This window comes from Lysobacter sp. GCM10012299 (genome assembly GCF_042649405.1).
In the GTDB taxonomy this organism is placed as follows: domain Bacteria; phylum Pseudomonadota; class Gammaproteobacteria; order Xanthomonadales; family Xanthomonadaceae; genus Lysobacter_J.
Window position 1 is genome coordinate 1 of record NZ_JBHRZC010000006.1, and the last position, 17,567, is coordinate 17,567.

A 17,567-nucleotide genomic window follows, 5' to 3' on the forward strand; every position below is an offset into this window, starting at 1 on the left:
GTGGCGTACCGACTTCCACGGTCTTCGCGAACGTGATCGCGTGCTCGATGATCGTTTCGGCGTGATGCTCGATGAAGTCCGCCAGCCCGCTGTTCATTGCCGTGCATCCATCCCGGGAATCCCAACGCATCGTAAGTCATAACCGGGTCGAGCCAGCGCAACAGGGAAGGTGTCATGGTGGCCGCCCTGCGGACGTAGACCGAATGTCCGCAGTGGGTCGACAGCGGACGTTAGCACCTGACGGGGCTCGCCCCCGGTGACCGGCTTGCGGCCAAGAACGGACATCGACAACGGCAAATCCTTAGACTGGAACGCGCCGTGAATCGCGCTTTCGTAGATCGCGTCGGTCAGACTTGGCGCGGTCGCAGCTGGATAGGCTTCAGGCCGCTTTTCCGCAGGTCGCTCGACGACTGATCAACGCAGTTCGTCGGGAAACCCTTGCGGACTTCCCGACCGACCCCGCGGGCAGGATTACTTCGCGGCCGCGCGAGCCGCCTGGATGATCACCTTCGCTACCTCTTCCGGGCTCGACACCATCGGCACGTGGCTGGTCGGCAACTCGGTGGTCGTGGCGCCGATCTTCTTCGCGAGCGCACGCTGCGCACCCGGGTCGATCATGCGGTCCTGGCCGGCGACGATGTACCACGACGGCTTCGCGGTCCACGCGGCCACGGTGACAGGCTGTTCGAAGTTCGCACCGCGCACCGGCCCCTGAGTGGCGTGGATCAGGTTGGCTTCGGCGGCGCTCACGTCCTGGGCGAAATCGCGGGCGATTGCGTCGGCTGGCAGAGTGAGGAAACCGTCGGCGTCGGCGATGAAGTGCGCGAAGCCCGGGGGCGCCGGGAAGCCGGTGGTGTCGGCGGCCGAGTGGGCGCCGAGCGTCGGTGCGAAGGCCGCGACGTAGACCAGCGACTTCACCTTGGCGTTGCCGCCGGCCTGGGTGATGACCGCACCGCCCCAGGAATGGCCGACCAGCACGACCGGACCGGTCTGGGCGTTGATGATGCGGTTGGCGGCGGCGACGTCGTCGTCCAGCGAGGTCAGCGGGTTCTGCACCGCGACCGCGTTCAGGCCTTGGGCCTGCAGCAGCGGGATGACCTTGTTCCAGGACGAACCATCGGCGAAGGCGCCGTGCACCAGGACTACGGTCGGGCGGGTGTCGGCGATCGGAGCAGGGGTCGCGGCGGTGGCGGCGGCGCTCAGGCCGAGGGCGCAGGCAAGGACCAGCGGGGCGAGGAAGTTCATGGCGGAGTTCCTTGGGAGTGAGTGGGCCGGGTCGTTCCCGGTGAGGCCACTATCCCGGAGTCGACCGCACGTCATGTGCTGTAAAGTCCAGAAAACTTGCCATGGAGTCCAAACATGACCGACAGGCTCGATGCCCTGCTGGGCAATTTCTCGGTGCGGGCCACGGTCCGCAACACAGGCACCATCTGCGGCACCCATGAATTGGCGACAGAAGACGGCTTGGGCCAGCTGCACCTGGTCAGGCGCGGCACTGTGGTCGTGCACCACTCCGTGGGCAAGTCGATCACCATCGATACGCCTAGCCTGCTGCTGTACCCGCGGCCCTGCGGCCACCGCTTCGTGGCGGAAGGCGAGGAAGGCGCCGACCTGGCCTGCGCGGCCCTGGGCTTCGAATCCGCCACCGAAAATCCGCTGGTGTCCGCGCTGCCGGCCTACCTGTGCCTGCCGCTGGACCAGCTGACGGGCGCCCGCCTGCTGCTGGACCTGCTGTTTGAGGAAGCCTTCGAACAGCGCTGCGGTCGCCGCGAAGTACTGGGCCGCCTGTTCGAACTGGTGCTGATCCAGGTGCTGCGTCACCAGATGGAAAGCGAGCAGTTGCAGACCGGCCTGATGGCGGGCTTGGCGCACCCGCGCCTGCGGCGCACGATCACCGCGATGCACGAACGGCCGCGTGAGGAGTGGACGCTGGAAGCGTCGGCGGCGGTGGCGGGCATGTCGCGCAGTTCGTTCGCGCAGACGTTCCGCACCACGGTCGGATGCACGCCGGGCGAATATCTGCAGCGGTGGCGGATCCTGCTGGTGCAGAAGGGGTTGCGCGGCGGCAAGCCCTTGAAGGTACTGGTCGATGACGCCGGCTACGCCAGCGAGTCGGCGCTGTCGCGGGCTTTCAAGGCCCAGGTGGGGGTAACGCCCAGGGAGTGGAAGGGGCGAACTAAAGTGCAGCGCAGGCCTGACTAGTCCGCTAACCGCCACAAGCGGACAGTCGTGTGTCGCGCGCGCCCAGATTGCCAGGAGTATGGATTCGCCAGTCGGAAGCGGACATTACCACCAGCTCGAACGCCCGCCCGACTCTATGACCGCTATCGGCCAGAAGCGGACATCCCCGCCGTCATCCGGTCTCCCCTGGCGCATGGAGACGCACTAATTGCCCTTGCATGCAACCGCGTGTTCGACCAACTCGGCTGTCCAGTCCTCAGCAAACGCAAAGCACCTCTCGGTGACGTATTCGCTGCCACGAGCGTAGACGGGCAGCACCGCAGGACCGGACGCGATATCCGGAACTGTCGTGCGCCATGCAGCCAAGCAGGCGTCCGGATCTGGATGCGTACGAATCAAAGCCCGTAGTGCCATGCGAAGGACAAGAACCTGAGCCTGCAAATCGCAAAGCGCTTCCTCCGTCAGTCGGTCCATAGGCGCCCACCAACATTGAGGTAAAGAAAGCGCCCCGCCTCTGCGGGGCGCTACTAGATCAGTTGTTGAAGGTTGATCCCACCTGGATGCGGCGAGGGGTCGTCTCGGGACGCTTCGGGATCATGATCTGCAACACGCCGTTGTGACCGGTCGCCGTAATCCCTTCAGGGTCGGCGCTATCGGGGAGGGCAAAACGGCGGTGGAAGCTTCCGTGTTGGCGCTCGATGCGGGAGAAGCGTTCGCTTTCTTCGATCTCGGAGGTACGCTCTCCCTTAATGGTGAGCAATCCCCTATCCATCTGCACATCGATGTTCTTGGGGTCCACGCCGGGAATATCGGCATAGAGGATGAAGCGGTCCTGCTCTTCCTTGATGTCTACTAACGGAATCCATTGGCTTGTCACGACTGACGATTCGTCCCTGGAGCCGCCTTGCAAAAAGTTGCCTTCAAAAAGGCGATCGATGATTTGACGGACTGGGTCTGTGGTTCCCTGTCCGCCCCACTGCGGAAAGCGAGCCATCTGATTCATCGCATCTCTCCCAAAAAGCGTTGATCTCCGGATGTGGCAGGTCCCATCCGGGCTGAAAAATAGCGCGCCGACGCGTCTTTTCAAGCGGGGGATGCAGGTCCGTTGGCGATTCTTAAGGGTCGTCAAAAGTTCGTAGAAATTACCCTTCAGGAATGTCCGCCGTGGGCCGAAACCGTTCCCAGCGCTCAGGCAGTCCGGACCGATCAGTTGGTATAGTCTCGATTCTGGCGGCAGTACGCCGCGCCCACGCCGACGGCCATGGATCCAATTTCGCTTGAAGACCTCGCTTTACTGGAGGTGTTAAAAAGGATCTCTCAGCACACTGCGCTGACCGATGATGACTCCGTCGTTCGGGACCGGCTCATCGAGAGCGGATTGGTGGTTGAGGACGAGGAAGGGCTGGGTCTGACGTCGGCCGGCATCGAGATGTGCAAATCCCTCCAACATCGGGCTGCCGCCGATGCGCAGGCTGCCAAGATTCTCCAGCAACGCGAGAACGGCGACCAAGCCCCGGCGGGTTAGGGAGCGCTGGTTGTTCGGAATCCCTCGTTCAGTGAGCAGGATGGCGACGTCGGCACCCGTCTCGCCTCCGAGATCAATGTCCAGCACCGCCACAGCAATTGATGGCTCCCGATTGATATCCGTGATGCCTCCCTTCCGGGTCCTCGACCTGCAAGGTTCGCGATCGTGGATGCACTTTCCCCAACGGTGGCGATGTCCACTTTGGGAGGCGGACATTGGCACTGGCCGAGCCGACCGCCCTACCCCAATGACCGCTATCGGCCACAAGCGGCCATTCGCCAACGCCTGAATCAAGCCGAGCCGCGAAGGGGCTTCGGCTTGAATGAATTGTTAGGGCTCAACCAGCCGGAATGAATCGCCCTGCGTGGCGCGCGCTTCAAGGGCGCCTGCACGCCCTCCCCCGCCTCCAAAGTATGCGGCGGGGTCCGCGAGAGACCATAATCGGCCCCTACAGTCGTACCGCGGGAGAGTGGAGTGAGCACAGGTGGCGAGATCCCCCGGCTGCATGGGGATTGGCAAGATGACCTCGAAGACGCCGCCTATCGCGAACTGGTGGAGTCGGTGCGTGACTACGCCATCTTCCTGTTGGACCACGAAGGCTATATCCGCAGCTGGAGCCGCGGCGCGGAGCGCATCAAGGGCTACAAGCCGCACGAGATCATCGGCAAGCACTTCTCCGTGTTCTATCCGCGCGAGCGGATCGACCAGGGCTGGCCCGAGCATGAGCTCGAGGTGGCGCAATCAACCGGCCGCTTCGAGGACGAAGGTTGGCGGCTGCGCAAGGACGGGACGCGGTTCTGGGCCAACATAGTCCTCACGCGGGTCGACCATCCGGACGGAACCATTCGCGGCTTCGCCAAGATCACGCGCGACCTCACGGAGCGACGCGCCCACGAACAGAACCTCGCCCGCAGCGAGGAGCGTTTCCGGCTGATGGTCGACAACGTCCGCGACTACGCCATCTTCATGCTCGACACCCAAGGGCATGTCGCCAGCTGGAACAAGGGCGCGCAGCAGATCAAGGGGTACGTGCACGACGAGATCGTCGGCCAGCACTTCTCGAGGTTCTACCCCGCCGATGTGATTGCCAGCGGCTGGCCGGACCGCGAACTGCAGATCGCGCTAGCCGAAGGGCGCATGGAAGACGAGGGCTGGCGCGTCCGCAAGGATGGAACGCGTTTCTGGGCAAGCGTGGTGATCACCGCACTGTTCGACGAGGAAGGTCACCACCTCGGCTTTGCGAAGGTAGTGCGCGACCTCACCGATCGCCGCCGGATACGCACGCTGGAAGACGAAGGCCAGCGCCTGACCACCTTCCTGGCCATGCTGGCGCATGAGTTGCGCAACCCGCTCGCGCCGATCGCCAACTCGGTGGCGATCATGCAGGGCCAGCCGATCGAGTCGGAATCGCTGCGGTTCTGTCGCGACGTGATCGGCAGGCAGGCCGCGCAGCTGACCCGCCTGGTCGACGACCTGCTCGACGTCAGCCGCATCACGAGTGGCAAGATCAAGCTCGAGCGTGCCGTGATCGACCTGCGCATCGCAATGACGCAGGCGATGGAGACCATCACCCCGGAGGCTCAACGCTCGGGCCAGTTGCTCCGCATCGACTTGCCCGATGACCCGGTATGGGTGAGAGGCGATCTGGCGCGCATGCTCCAGGTATTTGGCAACCTGCTGAGCAATGCGGTGAAGTTCACCCCGGTGGGTGGCACCATCTCCGCCGCCATGGTGGCCAATGGCGACCATGCCCAGGTTCGGGTGAGTGACACCGGCCCGGGCATCCCGCCCGAACGCCTGGCCGATGTTTTCGGCCTGTTTGTCCAGGGTGAACCCCATTCGCCGCAAACGCAGGGCGGGCTCGGCCTTGGCCTGAGCCTGGTGCAGCAACTGGTTACGCTGCACGAGGGCGAAGTCAGTGCGTTCAGTACCGGCGAAGCTGGCAAAGGCGCTGAGTTCCTCGTCGTCCTGCCGATGGTGGCCGGACCCGTCGAATCGACAGACTCGCCAAGACCCGCGCCGCGGGCCCGTGCACGCCACCTGCTGGTCGTGGACGACAATCGCGATGCCGCCGACACCCTGCAGCAGCGCCTGCAGGCCTGCGGTTATCGCACCGCGACCGCCTACGACGGTCGCAGCGCAATCACCGCCATTGGCCAAACCCGCTTCGATGCGGTGCTGCTGGACCTGGGACTGCCCGACGTCAGTGGCCTGGAGGTCGCCCGCCAACTTGGCCAGATACTGGCCGACCCACCGCCTTTCATCGCGGTCACCGGCTACGGCCAGGAGTCCGACCTTGCCGCAACGAAGGCGGCGGGCTTCCGTGCCCACCTGACCAAGCCGCTGCGCCCCGATGAAATAGAGCGCGCGTTGTCGCAACTGTTCGGCGAGGCCGGGAGCGAAGCACTCGTCGGCAACGCCTAGCGCGCGCCGCTCTCCGCCAAGCCTGATGCGTCCGGGCTGGACGCGACCATTGGCCCGAGGTCGGCAATCTTGTAGCCGGCCGTGACCATCGTATGCAGCAACGGCCGATCCGAATCCCCGTCGATGGCCCTGCGAACCTGGTAGACATGGCTGCGCAGGCTGTCCGACTCGGGTTCTTCGCCCATCCAGACGGCGCGTACGATCTCTTCGCGGCTGACCACGCGCGGTGCCTGGCGCATCAGCAAGGTCAGGATGCGCAGGGCCGTGGGCGTCATGTGGATCTCCTGGCCACCGCGGCGCACCTGCATGGTCTCGACGTCGAGTTCCAGGTCGGCCACCTTCAGCACTGAACCGGCGACCTCCCTGCGACTGCGCTTGAGCAGTGCCGCCACGCGTGCGCGCAGTTCGTCGGCCGCGAACGGCTTGGTGAGATAGTCGTCGGCACCGGCTTCCAGGCCGGTCACCTTGTCCTCAAGGGCATCGTGCGCGGTCAGCATCAGGATCGGCGGCGCCTTGCCCTGCTTCTCGCCGATGCGACGGCAGACGTTGATGCCGTCCAGTCGCGGCAACGAGCGGTCGAGGATGACCAGATCGTAGTTGGACTCCCCCAGCAGCCGCAGCGCTTCGACGCCGTCGCGGGCGAAATCCACTTCGTAACCGCCGATCTCCAGGCATTCGCCAATCAGTTCGGCAATGGCCGGGTGGTCTTCGACGACCAGGATCAGGCAGCCTTCATTGATACGCATCTCATGTCCCCCTGTGCAGCGCCCGCGATACGCGGGCAGTTCATGTTGGTGGCTGCATCTCCTTTGCGCCGGGTGGTATTGCTCAGGCCGAGCCCTCGTCGTGCAGGGGCAAGGTCAGTTGGATTCGCGGGTCGGATGGCCCCTGGTCGAGGATGACCAGGTCGCCACCGTGGCCCCGCGCGATGGCCAATGCGATGAGCGCGCGCAAGCCCATGCCGTCGCCCAGCGATGCCGGATGGGGCTGGGCGAACAGCGTCTCGACCGGTCCGTGCACCGTCGACGCTGGACCCAGTGCGCCTTCGAGACGGACCACGCCAGCGTCGCGATCGACCGAAACGGTGGCACGCGCATTGCCGCTGCCGCCATCCACGTCAGGCGAAGACATCAGCCAGAACACCGTGGAAAACAGGCTGGCGAGCCGGGGAGCATCGCCCTGGACGCGTGCCTGCTCGGCACCGGGCGCGTACTCGACCTGGATGCCGCCGCTGCCCGCGACACTGAGCGTGCCCTCGATGATCAGCATCAGGTCGACGGGGCCGCGGATGTGCAGCAGGCGTCCCTGGTCGGCGCGTACCCAGTCGTTGACTTCATCGATCATCGAGACCAGGCGGCGGATCTGCCGGTCGATGAGGTCGAACAGATCGTCACGCTCGGCACCCTCGCCGCCGCCGTGGCGAAGCAGGTACAGCGCTGACTGGATCGGCGACAGGGGTTCGCGCAGGTCGTGGGCCCACTTCCCCATCCACGCCGGAGTCGTTTGGCTCATGGTGATTTCTCCGGGCGCGGTGGTCGTCCGCGTTGTTGGCAGATGTCCTGGATGGCGGCGATTTCCGGTGGCTTGACCAGGTGGTGGTCAAAGCCGGCCGTCGAGGTGCGCTCGCGGTCTTCGGGTTGGCCCCAACCGGTTACCGCGACGATCACCAGCTCGCTGGCGCCTGCTTCCCGGACCGATCTCGCGATGTCGTAACCGCTGCGCCCGGGCATGCCCACGTCGAGGAACATCACCGCCGGGTCGAAGCTGCGCAGCACATCTTCCACCTGCATTGGATCGTAGATGGCCCTGGCGTCCTGGCCGAGCATTCGCAGCATCGCTGCCAGCGTGTCGGCGGAATCGCGGTTGTCGTCGACCACGAGCATCCGCCGCGGTGCCGTCGCCGCCTTGGCAGGCCCGGCTTGCGCTGCTGCAGGCGGCGCAACGTCGCGTGCGTTGTCCGGCAATCGCACGGTGAAGGTGCATCCTTGGCCGATGCCTTCACTGGTGACCTCGACGCGGCCGTCGTGCATCTCCGCCAGTCGCTGCACAAGGGTGAGACCGATGCCGAGACCGCCCTGGCTGCGCTCGACCGCCACATCCACCTGGTGGAAGCTGTCGAACACCCGGTCGAGCTGATCGGCGGCCAGGCCAATGCCTTGGTCGGACACCCAGACCCGGATGCCATCGCCGTCGCGCTCCGCGCCCAGCTCGATCCGGCCTGCGGCATCGGAATACTTGGCCGCGTTGTTGAGCAGGTTGGCAAACACCTGCGACAGGCGGGCCTGGTCCGCATCCAGGTAGATGGGCTCTTCGGGCATCTGCACCTTGAACTCGTGCCTGCCCTGGTCGATCCACGGGCGGGCACTGTCGATCGCGACGGCTATGGCGTCCTGCAGGACCACGCGGCTGCGCTTGAGCTGGAGCTTGCCGCGGGAGATGCGCGCGATGTCGAACAGGTCGTCGATCAGGCGCACCAGCAGAGCGACCTGGCGCTCCATCAGTCCCAACAGCGGATCGGCTTCGCCCGGTGCACCGAGGCGTCGCAACGCCAGCGCGTTCTGCAATGGCGCCAGGGGATTGCGCAGCTCGTGCGCCAGGGTGGCGAGGAACTCGTTCTTGCGCTGGTCGGCTTCGCGCAGGCGTTCCTCGGCCTTCACCCGCTCGGCATTCTCGGCAAGCAACTGCATGTTTCGCGCTGCCAGCGCTTCGTTGGCTTCGCGCAGCGAGGCATTGAGCTGTTCCAGCTCGCGCGCCTTTTCCAGCTGCAGCGTCTGGTTGGCCGCCGACAGGCTGTCGTTGATGGCCTGAAGCTCGCGTCGCTTGCGATACAGCTCGACCAGCACCGACACCTTGCTGCGCATGATCTCCGGAATGACCGGCACCATGATGTAGTCGACCGCACCAAGCTTGTAGCCGCGCAGCCGATCCAGGTCGCTGACGTTGACCGCGGTGACGAAGATGATCGGCGTGTTCTCGAAACGCGGATGCTGGTGGATCAGGCTGGCCGTTTCGAAGCCGTCCATGCCCGGCATGTTCACGTCCAGCAGGATGACCGCGTACTCGTCCTGCATCAGCAGCTTGAGCGCATCCAGGCCGGAACGGGCATCGACCAGTTCCTCCTCGAGCGGATCGAGGATCGCGTGATACGTCATCAGGCGCCCGGGCTGGTCGTCGACCAGCAGGATCTTGGCGCGCGACGGCTCGGGGACGGTCAGCGCTGAAGCCATTGCCGCAGCACTCCCAACAGCTGGTCGGTCACCACCGGTTTGGCGAGGTAGTCGGAGGCACCGGCTTCCAGGCATTTCTCGCGGTCGCCCTTCATCGCCTTCGCGGTCAGGGCAATGATGGGCAGCGTCCGGCGGTCTGGCTGCGCGCGGATGGCGCGCATGGTGTCGTAGCCGTCCAGGCCCGGCATCATGATGTCCATCAGCACCAGGTCGAGTTCGGCCCCCTCCACCACCCGTTCGATGGCCTCGCGGCCGTTGGAGGCGGTCGCCACCGTCATGCCGTGGCGCTCCAGCACGCTCGACAGGGCGAAGATGTTGCGGATGTCGTCGTCGACCACCAGCACGTTCTTGCCGCGCAGGGCCTGGTCGGATTCGTGCAGGCTGCGCACCATGCGCTGCTTCGCCGGTGGCAGGTTGTCGATCACGCGGTGCAGGAACAATGCGGTCTCGTCCAGCAGGCGTTCGGGCGACTCCACGCCCTTGAGCACGACGCTCTTGGCGACGCGCCGCAGGCGCTCGTCTTCCTCGGCACTGAGGTCCTTGCCGGTGAACACCACGATCGGCATCTGCCGCAGGCGCTCGTCGTTGTGGATGCGGTCGAGCAGGTCAAAACCGCTCATGTCCGGCAGGCGCAGGTCGAGCACCGCACAGTCGTACTGGCCCTGGCCGAGCGCTTCGAGGGCGTCCTCGCCGGTGCCCACCGTATCGATGTCCACGTCGTCATGGCGCAGCAGCTCGACGATGCTGAGCTGCTCGGCGGCATCGTCTTCGACCACCAGCAGCCGCTTGACCCGCGGCACCGTGTAGTCCTTGATCCGCTGCAGCGCGTCGGCAATCGATTCGGTTGACGACGGCTTCGGCAGGTACGAGAACGCGCCACGCTCGATGCTGTGGTGGCGGCCTTCCTCGATGGTCACGATCTGCACCGGGATGTGTCGCGTCGACGGGTCCTGCTTGAGGCGCGCAAGCACCGTCCAGCCGAGCATGTCGGGCAGGTAGATGTCGAGGGTGATCGCACTCGGGCGGTACTCGCGGACCAGGCGCAACGCATCGGCACCGCGGCTGGCCACCAGCACCTGGAACCCGCGCGAACGGGCCAGGTCGCGCAGCACCGTCGCGTAGTGGGCGTCGTCTTCCACCACCAGCAGCGTCGGTGTCTGCACGTTGAGGTTGTGGCGATCGTCATCGATGGCTTCCGCGCTGGCGGCGGCGTTTGCTTCGCTCCAGGCCGTCTCGACCAGCTCGGCGCGCAGGTGGCCCGGCTGGGCGCTGGGCGAGCTGTCGCGGGTGCCCGAATGGCGCAACGGCAGGTACAGGGTGAAGGTGCTGCCCTCCCCCTCCACGCTGTGCAGCCGCAGCTCGCCACCCAGCAGTCCGGCGATTTCGCGGCTGATCGCCAGGCCCAGGCCGGTGCCGCCGTACTTGCGCGACGTGCCGGCGTCGGCCTGCTGGAAAGCCTCGAACACGATGCGCTGCTTCTCCGGCGAGATACCGATGCCGGTGTCACTGACTTCGATCGCGAGCACCACCGGGCTGGTCGACAGCACCGGGTGGCCGTCGCTCCATCCGCGCGTCGCCGCGTGCGCACGCAACCAGACGCTGCCCTGCTCGGTGAACTTGAAGGCATTCGACAGCAGGTTCTTGAGGATCTGCTGCAGGCGCTTGGGATCGGAGCGTAGCTTCGGGCCGAGATCGGGCGAGATGTCGATGCCGAACTCGAGCCCGCGCCGTTCCGCCTCGTGGCGGAATCCGCGCTCGAGGTTCTCGCGCAGGTGCAGGAAGCTGATGTCCTCGATGTCGATGGTGACCGTGCCCGATTCGATCTTCGACAGGTCGAGGATGTCGCTGATCAGGTGCAGCAGGTCGGTGCCGGCGGCGTGGATGGTCTTGCCGAACTCGACCTGGCGCGGGGTCAGGTTCTCGTCCGGGTTCTCCGCCAGCTGCTGGCCCAGGATCAGGATGCTGTTGAGCGGCGTGCGCAGCTCGTGCGACATGTTGGCGAGGAACTCGGACTTGTAGCGCGAGGTCTGCGCCAGCTCCGCGGCCTTTTCTTCCAGCGCACGACGCGCCTGCTCGATCTGCTGGTTCTTGTGCTCGACCTCGGATTTCTGCGCAGCCAGCAGCGAGGCCTTCAGCGCGATCTCCTCGTTGGTCTGCTGCAACTCGTCCTGCTGCGACTGCAGCTCGCCCGCCAGCTGCTGCGACTGCGCCAGCAGGCGCTCGGTGCGCATCGTCGCCTCGATGGTGTTGAGCACGATGCCGATGCTGCCCGACAGCTGCTCGAGGAAGGCCAGCTGCGACTGCGTGAACTCGCCCAGCGTGGCCAGCTCGATGACCGCCTTGATCTGGTCTTCGAAGGACACCGGCAGCACGATCACGCTGCGCGGCACGGCCTGCAGCAGCCCCGACTGGATCTGCACCACATCGGTGCCGACGTTCTGGATCAGGATCAGGCGCGCCTGCTTGGCGCACTGCCCCACCAGGCCTTCGCCGAATTCCAGCGTGCGCTTGCTGGCGGGCGTGGTATCGGCATAGCCGGCGAGCTGGCGCAGGTGCGGCGTGTCGCCCTCGACGCCTTCCTCGACGATGTACATCACACCCTGTTGCGCATCGACCAGCCCCGCCAGTTCCGACAGCAGCATCTGGCCCAGCGTGATCAGGTCGCGCTGGCCCTGCATCATGCTGCTGAACTTGGCCAGGTTGGTCTTCAGCCAGTCCTGCTCGCGGTTGCTCTCGGTGGTGGCACGCAGGGTGCCGATCATCGCGTTGATGTTGTCCTTCAGGTCGGCCACTTCGCCGCGCACGTCGACCTGGATCGAACGCGTCAGGTCGCCCTGCGTCACCGCCGTTGCCACCTCGGCGATCGCGCGCACCTGCGTGGTGAGGTTGGCCGCGAGCTGGTTGACGTTGGCGGTGAGGTCTTCCCAGATGCCGGCGGTGCCGGGCACGTTCGCCTGGCCGCCCAGGCGCCCTTCCACGCCCACCTCGCGCGCCACCGTGGTGACCTGGTCGCCGAAGATTGCCAGGGTCTGGGTCATGCCGTTGATGGTCTCGGCCAGTTCGGCGATCTCGCCCTTGGCCTCCACCGTGAGCTTCTTGTCCAGGTCGCCCTTGGCCACCGCGGTCACCACCGCGGCGATGCCGCGCACCTGCGTGGTGAGGTTGGACGCCATCGAGTTGACGTTGTCGGTGAGGTCCTTCCAGGTACCGGCCACGCCGGGCACGGTGGCCTGGCCGCCGAGCTTGCCCTCGGTGCCCACTTCGCGCGCCACGCGCGTGACTTCCGCGGCGAAGCCGTTGAGCTGGTCCACCATCGTGTTGAGCGTGTCTTTCAGCTGGGCGATTTCGCCCTGCGCATCCACCGCGATCTTGCGCGACAGGTCGCCGCGCGCCACCGAGGTCGCCACTTCGGCGATATTTCGCACCTGCGTGGTGAGGTTGGACGCCATCGAGTTGACGTTGTCGGTGAGCTCCTTCCACGTGCCGGCCACACCGGGTACCTGCGCCTGGCCGCCGAGCTTGCCCTCGGTGCCCACTTCGCGCGCCACGCGCGTCACTTCCGCAGCGAAGCCGTTGAGCTGGTCCACCATCGTGTTGATGGTGTCCTTGAGCTCCAGGATCTCGCCCTTCACGTCCACGCCGATCTTGCGCGACAAGTCACCCTTTGCCACCGCGGTGGTCACGTCGGCGATGTTGCGCACCTGCAGCGTCAGGTTGGACGCCATCTGGTTGACCGAGTCGGTCAGGTCCTTCCAGGTACCGGCCACGCCGGGCACCTGCGCCTGGCCGCCGAGCTTGCCTTCGGTACCGACCTCGCGCGCCACGCGCGTGACTTCCGCGGCGAAGCCGTTGAGCTGGTCCACCATCGTATTGATGGTGTCCTTGAGTTCGCGGATCTCGCCGCGCACGTCCACCGTGATCTTGCGCGAGAGGTCGCCGCGCGCCACGGCCGTGGTCACCTCGGCGATGTTGCGCACCTGCGAGGTCAGGTTGGAACCCATCGCGTTGACCGAGTCGGTCAGGTCCTTCCAGGTGCCGTCGACGCCGGGCACGAGCGCCTGGCCGCCGAGCTTGCCCTCGGTGCCCACTTCGCGGGCCACGCGCGTAACTTCGGCCGCGAAGCCGTTGAGCTGGTCCACCATCGTGTTGATGGTGTTCTTCAGCTCGAGGATTTCGCCGCGCACGTCCACCGTGATCTTGCGCGACAGGTCGCCCTTGGCCACCGCCGTGGTCACGTCGGCGATGTTGCGCACCTGCAGCGTCAGGTTCGACGCCATCGAGTTGACGTGGTCGGTCAGGTCCTTCCAGGTGCCGGCGACGTCGGGCACTTCGGCCTGGCCGCCGAGCTTGCCGTCGGTGCCGACCTCGCGCGCGACGCGCGTCACTTCCGCGGCGAAGCCGTTGAGCTGGTCCACCATCGTATTGATGGTGTCCTTGAGTTCGCGGATCTCGCCGCGCACGTCCACCGTGATCTTGCGCGAGAGGTCGCCGCGCGCCACGGCCGTGGTCACCTCGGCGATGTTGCGCACCTGCGAGGTCAGGTTGGAGGCCATCGCGTTGACCGAGTCGGTCAGGTCCTTCCAGGTACCGGCCACGCCGGGCACGATCGCCTGGCCGCCGAGCTTGCCTTCGGTGCCGACCTCGCGCGCCACGCGCGTGACTTCGGCAGCGAAGCCGTTGAGCTGGTCGACCATCGTGTTGATGGCTTCCTTCAGCTGCAGGATCTCGCCGCGCACGTCCACGGTGATCTTGCGCGACAGGTCGCCGTTGGCCACGGCGATGGTCACGTCGGCGATGTTGCGCACCTGCGCGGTCAGGTTGCTGGCCATCTGGTTGACCGAGTCGGTCAGGTCCTTCCAGACGCCCGATACGCCCTTGACCTTGGCCTGGCCGCCGAGGCGGCCGGCGGTGCCCACTTCCAGGGCCACGCGCGTGACCTCGGAGCTGAACTCGCCCATCTGCTCGATCATGCGGTTGACGATGTTCGCCGAGCGCAGGAACTCGCCCTTGAGCGGGCGGCCATCGGCTTCCAGCGGAACGGTGCGGGTCAGGTCGCCCTTGGCGACACCGGCCATGGCCTCGGTCATGGTCTCGACCGGACGCACCAGGTCGTCGATGAGATGGTTGACCGACAGTTCCATGCCCGCCCATTCACCCTGGCGATTGGCCGGGGCGATGCGCTGCCGGGTCTGGCCTTCGCGTCCCACCGATTCGCCCACGCGGGACAGCTCTGCCGCGAGGCGCCGGTTATGGCTGATGATGCCGTTGAGGATGTGCGCGAGCCTGCCTTCCGGGCCTTCCCAATGCAGTGGCAGGCGCACGCCGAAATCGCCCTCGAGAACGGCGTTCATGCTCTCGATCAGCAGTTCCATCGTGTCGCGTGGCGACGTGTCACGAGCTGGCGTGTCACGAGCCTGACTGGGCGTCGCTTGTTTCTTCACCGCCGGCTTTTTTGCAGCCGTCGAGACGCCAGTCTTCTTTCCCACCTTACTCACCAGACACCCCCCAATGCCTAAGCCATCGGCAACCCTAGCTGATTCGGGGTGACCGTGCATTCACAAGGCATTGACTGGCGGTGCGAAGTAAAGCGGGAAAGCGAATCAACTGGCCTCGGAATCGCTTGCCGGGTCCGGCCGGTTCACCAGCAGATCACCGGGCTGGCAATCGAGTGCCTCGCAGATCGCCTGCAATGTGCTGAAGCGGATGCCGCGTGCCTTGCCGGTCTTGAGGATGGACAGGTTGGCCAGGGTGATGCCGACCTTCCCGGACAGTTCGGTGAGGGTCATGCGCCGAACGTGCAGCACCTCGTCGAGTTTCACGAAGATGGTCATGTCGGGTCATCAGCCTCAGATCAACGTGTCCAGGTCGGCCCGCATGCGCGCACCGGCTTCGAAGACCTGCGCCAGCACGAACAACAGGACCACGGCGACCCATCCGCTGGCAGAGAACTTCCAGTCGATGTTCGACCCGGCGGCATTCATGGTGCCGGCCAGGATGCCGAAAACCAGCCTGAGCAGCTCGATGCCCAGCATGCACCAGGCAATGGTCTTCAGCCGCACCGCGTTCTCGGGCACGAAGGGATCGTCAGGCACGGTCGCGACCACGGCCAGCAGCCTGGAAAGCTGCACATGGATCAGGGCAACCATCAGCAGCGCCATCACCAGCCACACGCGCAGCGTCGGCAGGAGCATCGACGGATCGATGCGAGGCGGCTTCTTGCTGAAGAACTCGAAGAACGTCGGCGCGAAGAAGAAGCTGGCAGGCACGGCCAGGACCAGGCCCACGGCCATGCCGATATTGAGGACGCGCAGGACCTTGAGGAGGATTCGGGAGGCGCTCAGCGCCGTGGAGTCGGCTTGGGACATGGGACCTCTCCGTCGGGATATTGCGTGACGATATTCTCGTTATTGTTTAACGGCAATATGCATATCGTCATACGATCTCCCATTGCTCCGCTTGGGCAATTGCGCGATGGCGCAAGATGGGATTATGATTGAGCACGCACTCACCTAAGTACCGACCGATCCCGATGGCCCGTCCCCGCAGCGAAGACAAACGCAACGCCCTGCTCGCCGCCGCCGTCCAGGTGTTCGCCGAGGACGGCATCAGCGCGCCGACCGCCCGGATCGCTAAGGTCGCAGGCGTCGCCGAAGGAACGCTGTTCACTTACTTCAGCAACAAGGACGAGCTGCTCAACCAGCTCTACATGGAGATCAAGCGCGAGCTGCGCGAGGCGATGCTCTCCACCTACCCTCGCGCCGCCGACATCAAGCAGCGTGCAAGCCATGTCTGGCGCGAGTACGTCGACTGGGGCCTGGTCAACGTAGACAAGCGCAAGGTCGTGGCGCAGCTGGCGGTGTCCGACCGCATCACCGACGACACCCGCGCCATCGCATCGGCAGGCTTCGCCGAGTTCCAGTCGATGCTGCAGGAGAGCATGGCCAAGGGCGTGTTGCGCGAGCATCCGCCGGCCTACGTGGGCGCGATCCTGGTAGCGATCGCCGAGGCCACCATGGACTTCATGCTCAAGGAGCCGGCTGCCGCCGATCAGTACCGCGCGGCCGGTTTCGAAGCGTTCTGGCGGGCAGTTGCGTCCGCCTGATGCCTTTTTTTGCCCCAATTAATGAGTGCGTGGACACTCAGTAACGCTCCCTCCCCCTAGATTTCGGAGTGAAATCCCATGAAGGTCCTGATTTTCGGCGCCACCGGGATGGTCGGCCAAGGCGTGCTGCGCGAATGCCTGCTGGCCGATGACGTCAGCGTGGTGCAGACCGTCGGCCGCACCGCCACCGGCCAGGCACATCCCAAACTGCGCGAATTGGTCCACCGCGACTTCCTCGATTACGCCGCCGTCCAGGACCAGTTGCAGGGATTCGACGCCTGCTTCTTCTGCCTGGGCGTGTCGTCGCTGGGCATGACCGAAGCCGACTACACCCGCGTGACCTACGACTTCACCCTGGCGGCGGCAACCGCCCTCGCCCGCCTGAATCCCGCGATGACCTTCGTCTATGTCACCGGCGCCGGCACCGATGGCAGCGAGCGCGGTCGCATCATGTGGGCGCGGGTGAAGGGACGCACCGAGAACGCGCTGAAGCAGCTGCCGTTCAAGGCGGTTTACCTGTTCCGCCCAGGCGTCATCCAGCCGCTGCATGGCGTGCAATCGAGAACCGGCTGGATCCAGCGGACATACACCGTGACCAGCCCGCTGCTGTCGCTTGCACGCTCTCTGTTTCCGCACACGATCCTCTCCACGCAACGCATAGGCCAGGCGATGCTCGAAGTCGCCCGCAGCGGTGCCGCGAACGCAGTGCTGGAGAGCCGCGACATCGAAGAAGCCGCACGACGGGGCGAACCTCAGGAGGCCATGCAATGAGCACGAAGAAACCCGATTCGCATCTGGAACTCACCCTCGCCACGACCGCGGCGGAGGAAGCCGAACTGCTGCGCGCCCTGCTCCGGGTCGACCTTGGCGCAAGGATCCAGATCGACCTGCAACGCCGAAGCGTGCGCATCGAAGGCCGGTTCTGGGGCGACGATGTCGTCAGCGCGATCGAGGCGACCGGATGCCAGGTCGACTCAGTGAACGTGAGGCCGCGAACCGTCGTCCTGGCGACCGTCCCGCCTGCGCACGCGCCGCAGCGACCGCGGTTGGCCGCCCCCTGACGGCGATTTGTAACGAACTGTGTCGGCCCGCCTGACGGCCACACAAA

General features: G+C 65.5%; 14 protein-coding genes. 5 read left to right on the forward strand and 9 right to left on the reverse strand.

The window, feature by feature from the left end; translation table 11 throughout:
• Positions 1–471: 471 nt before the first annotated feature.
• On the reverse strand, positions 472–1,245 hold the full coding sequence (locus tag ACFOPO_RS14975; protein WP_386704181.1) for an alpha/beta fold hydrolase: 774 nt from the start codon (positions 1,243–1,245) through the stop codon (positions 472–474).
• Positions 1,246–1,359: 114 nt separating this feature from the next.
• Between ACFOPO_RS14975 and ACFOPO_RS14980 the strand changes: the two genes are divergently transcribed.
• Positions 1,360–2,202, forward strand: a complete 843-nt coding sequence (locus ACFOPO_RS14980) for a cupin domain-containing protein (RefSeq protein WP_386704183.1) — start codon at positions 1,360–1,362, stop codon at positions 2,200–2,202.
• 511 nt (positions 2,203–2,713) lie between these two features.
• On the opposite strand, the gene ACFOPO_RS14985 is transcribed toward ACFOPO_RS14980, so the two are convergent.
• Positions 2,714–3,184 carry an Hsp20/alpha crystallin family protein gene (locus tag ACFOPO_RS14985; protein WP_386704185.1) on the reverse strand — a complete coding sequence of 157 codons (471 nt, stop codon included), beginning with the start codon at positions 3,182–3,184 and terminating at the stop codon, positions 2,714–2,716.
• A gap of 300 nt (positions 3,185–3,484) precedes the next feature.
• The gene (locus tag ACFOPO_RS14990) at positions 3,485–3,799 is read right to left on the reverse strand and encodes a hypothetical protein (RefSeq protein WP_386704186.1); all 315 of its coding nucleotides are present in this window, start codon (positions 3,797–3,799) and stop codon (positions 3,485–3,487) included.
• A 381-nt stretch (positions 3,800–4,180) separates the two neighbouring features.
• On the opposite strand from ACFOPO_RS14990, the gene ACFOPO_RS14995 reads away from it, so the two are divergent.
• A complete protein-coding gene (locus tag ACFOPO_RS14995) occupies positions 4,181–6,130 on the forward strand; it encodes a PAS domain S-box protein (protein ID WP_386704188.1) in 1,950 nt (649 codons plus the stop codon).
• Here ACFOPO_RS14995 and ACFOPO_RS15000 read toward each other — a convergent pair.
• The 6 genes from ACFOPO_RS15000 to ACFOPO_RS15025 all read right to left on the reverse strand — a co-directional run bounded on the left by ACFOPO_RS15000 (position 6,127) and on the right by ACFOPO_RS15025 (position 15,722).
• Positions 6,127–6,876 carry a response regulator transcription factor gene (locus tag ACFOPO_RS15000; protein ID WP_386704189.1) on the reverse strand — a complete coding sequence of 250 codons (750 nt, stop codon included), beginning with the start codon at positions 6,874–6,876 and terminating at the stop codon, positions 6,127–6,129. The two genes, ACFOPO_RS14995 and ACFOPO_RS15000, sit on opposite strands and share 4 nt — an antisense overlap.
• A gap of 82 nt (positions 6,877–6,958) precedes the next feature.
• Complete coding sequence (locus ACFOPO_RS15005; protein WP_386704190.1) at positions 6,959–7,642, reverse strand: sensor histidine kinase; 684 nt, start codon at positions 7,640–7,642, stop codon at positions 6,959–6,961.
• Positions 7,639–9,357 (reverse strand): response regulator, encoded by a 1,719-nt coding sequence (locus ACFOPO_RS15010; protein WP_386704191.1) that lies wholly within the window; start codon positions 9,355–9,357, stop codon positions 7,639–7,641. The genes ACFOPO_RS15005 and ACFOPO_RS15010 overlap by 4 nt, the downstream gene beginning before the upstream one ends.
• A complete protein-coding gene (locus ACFOPO_RS15015; RefSeq protein WP_386704192.1) occupies positions 9,342–14,729 on the reverse strand; it encodes a HAMP domain-containing protein in 5,388 nt (1,795 codons plus the stop codon). The genes ACFOPO_RS15010 and ACFOPO_RS15015 overlap by 16 nt, the downstream gene beginning before the upstream one ends.
• Positions 14,730–14,957: 228 nt before the next feature.
• Positions 14,958–15,188, reverse strand: coding sequence for a helix-turn-helix domain-containing protein (locus tag ACFOPO_RS15020; RefSeq protein ID WP_386704193.1), 231 nt, complete (start codon positions 15,186–15,188; stop codon positions 14,958–14,960).
• A gap of 15 nt (positions 15,189–15,203) precedes the next feature.
• Positions 15,204–15,722 carry a DUF2975 domain-containing protein gene (locus ACFOPO_RS15025; RefSeq protein WP_386704194.1) on the reverse strand — a complete coding sequence of 173 codons (519 nt, stop codon included), beginning with the start codon at positions 15,720–15,722 and terminating at the stop codon, positions 15,204–15,206.
• 164 nt (positions 15,723–15,886) lie between these two features.
• Between ACFOPO_RS15025 and ACFOPO_RS15030 the strand changes: the two genes are divergently transcribed.
• The 3 genes from ACFOPO_RS15030 (at position 15,887) to ACFOPO_RS15040 (ending at position 17,520) form a co-directional block, all read left to right on the forward strand.
• On the forward strand, positions 15,887–16,459 hold the full coding sequence (locus tag ACFOPO_RS15030) for a TetR/AcrR family transcriptional regulator (protein WP_386704195.1): 573 nt from the start codon (positions 15,887–15,889) through the stop codon (positions 16,457–16,459).
• 78 nt (positions 16,460–16,537) lie between these two features.
• Positions 16,538–17,230, forward strand: a complete 693-nt coding sequence (locus ACFOPO_RS15035) for an NAD(P)H-binding protein (protein ID WP_386704196.1) — start codon at positions 16,538–16,540, stop codon at positions 17,228–17,230.
• Positions 17,227–17,520 (forward strand): hypothetical protein, encoded by a 294-nt coding sequence (locus tag ACFOPO_RS15040; protein ID WP_386704197.1) that lies wholly within the window; start codon positions 17,227–17,229, stop codon positions 17,518–17,520. The genes ACFOPO_RS15035 and ACFOPO_RS15040 overlap by 4 nt, the downstream gene beginning before the upstream one ends.
• The last annotated feature ends 47 nt before the right edge of the window (positions 17,521–17,567 follow it).

Excerpts from the sequence above, each read along its gene's own strand:
- ACFOPO_RS15000 (WP_386704189.1), bottom strand. The coding sequence starts at position 6,876 with ATGCGTATCAATGAAGGCTGCCTGATCCTGGTCGTCGAAGACCACCCG.
- ACFOPO_RS15020 (WP_386704193.1), bottom strand. The coding sequence starts at position 15,188 with ATGACCATCTTCGTGAAACTCGACGAGGTGCTGCACGTTCGGCGCATG.
- ACFOPO_RS15015 (WP_386704192.1), bottom strand. The coding sequence starts at position 14,729 with ATGGAACTGCTGATCGAGAGCATGAACGCCGTTCTCGAGGGCGATTTC.
- ACFOPO_RS15035 (WP_386704196.1), top strand. The coding sequence starts at position 16,538 with ATGAAGGTCCTGATTTTCGGCGCCACCGGGATGGTCGGCCAAGGCGTG.
- ACFOPO_RS15030 (WP_386704195.1), top strand. The coding sequence starts at position 15,887 with ATGGCCCGTCCCCGCAGCGAAGACAAACGCAACGCCCTGCTCGCCGCC.
- ACFOPO_RS15010 (WP_386704191.1), bottom strand. The coding sequence starts at position 9,357 with ATGGCTTCAGCGCTGACCGTCCCCGAGCCGTCGCGCGCCAAGATCCTG.
- ACFOPO_RS14980 (WP_386704183.1), top strand. The coding sequence starts at position 1,360 with ATGACCGACAGGCTCGATGCCCTGCTGGGCAATTTCTCGGTGCGGGCC.
- ACFOPO_RS15040 (WP_386704197.1), top strand. The coding sequence starts at position 17,227 with ATGAGCACGAAGAAACCCGATTCGCATCTGGAACTCACCCTCGCCACG.
- ACFOPO_RS14975 (WP_386704181.1), bottom strand. The coding sequence starts at position 1,245 with ATGAACTTCCTCGCCCCGCTGGTCCTTGCCTGCGCCCTCGGCCTGAGC.
- ACFOPO_RS15025 (WP_386704194.1), bottom strand. The coding sequence starts at position 15,722 with ATGTCCCAAGCCGACTCCACGGCGCTGAGCGCCTCCCGAATCCTCCTC.
- ACFOPO_RS15005 (WP_386704190.1), bottom strand. The coding sequence starts at position 7,642 with ATGAGCCAAACGACTCCGGCGTGGATGGGGAAGTGGGCCCACGACCTG.
- ACFOPO_RS14985 (WP_386704185.1), bottom strand. The coding sequence starts at position 3,184 with ATGAATCAGATGGCTCGCTTTCCGCAGTGGGGCGGACAGGGAACCACA.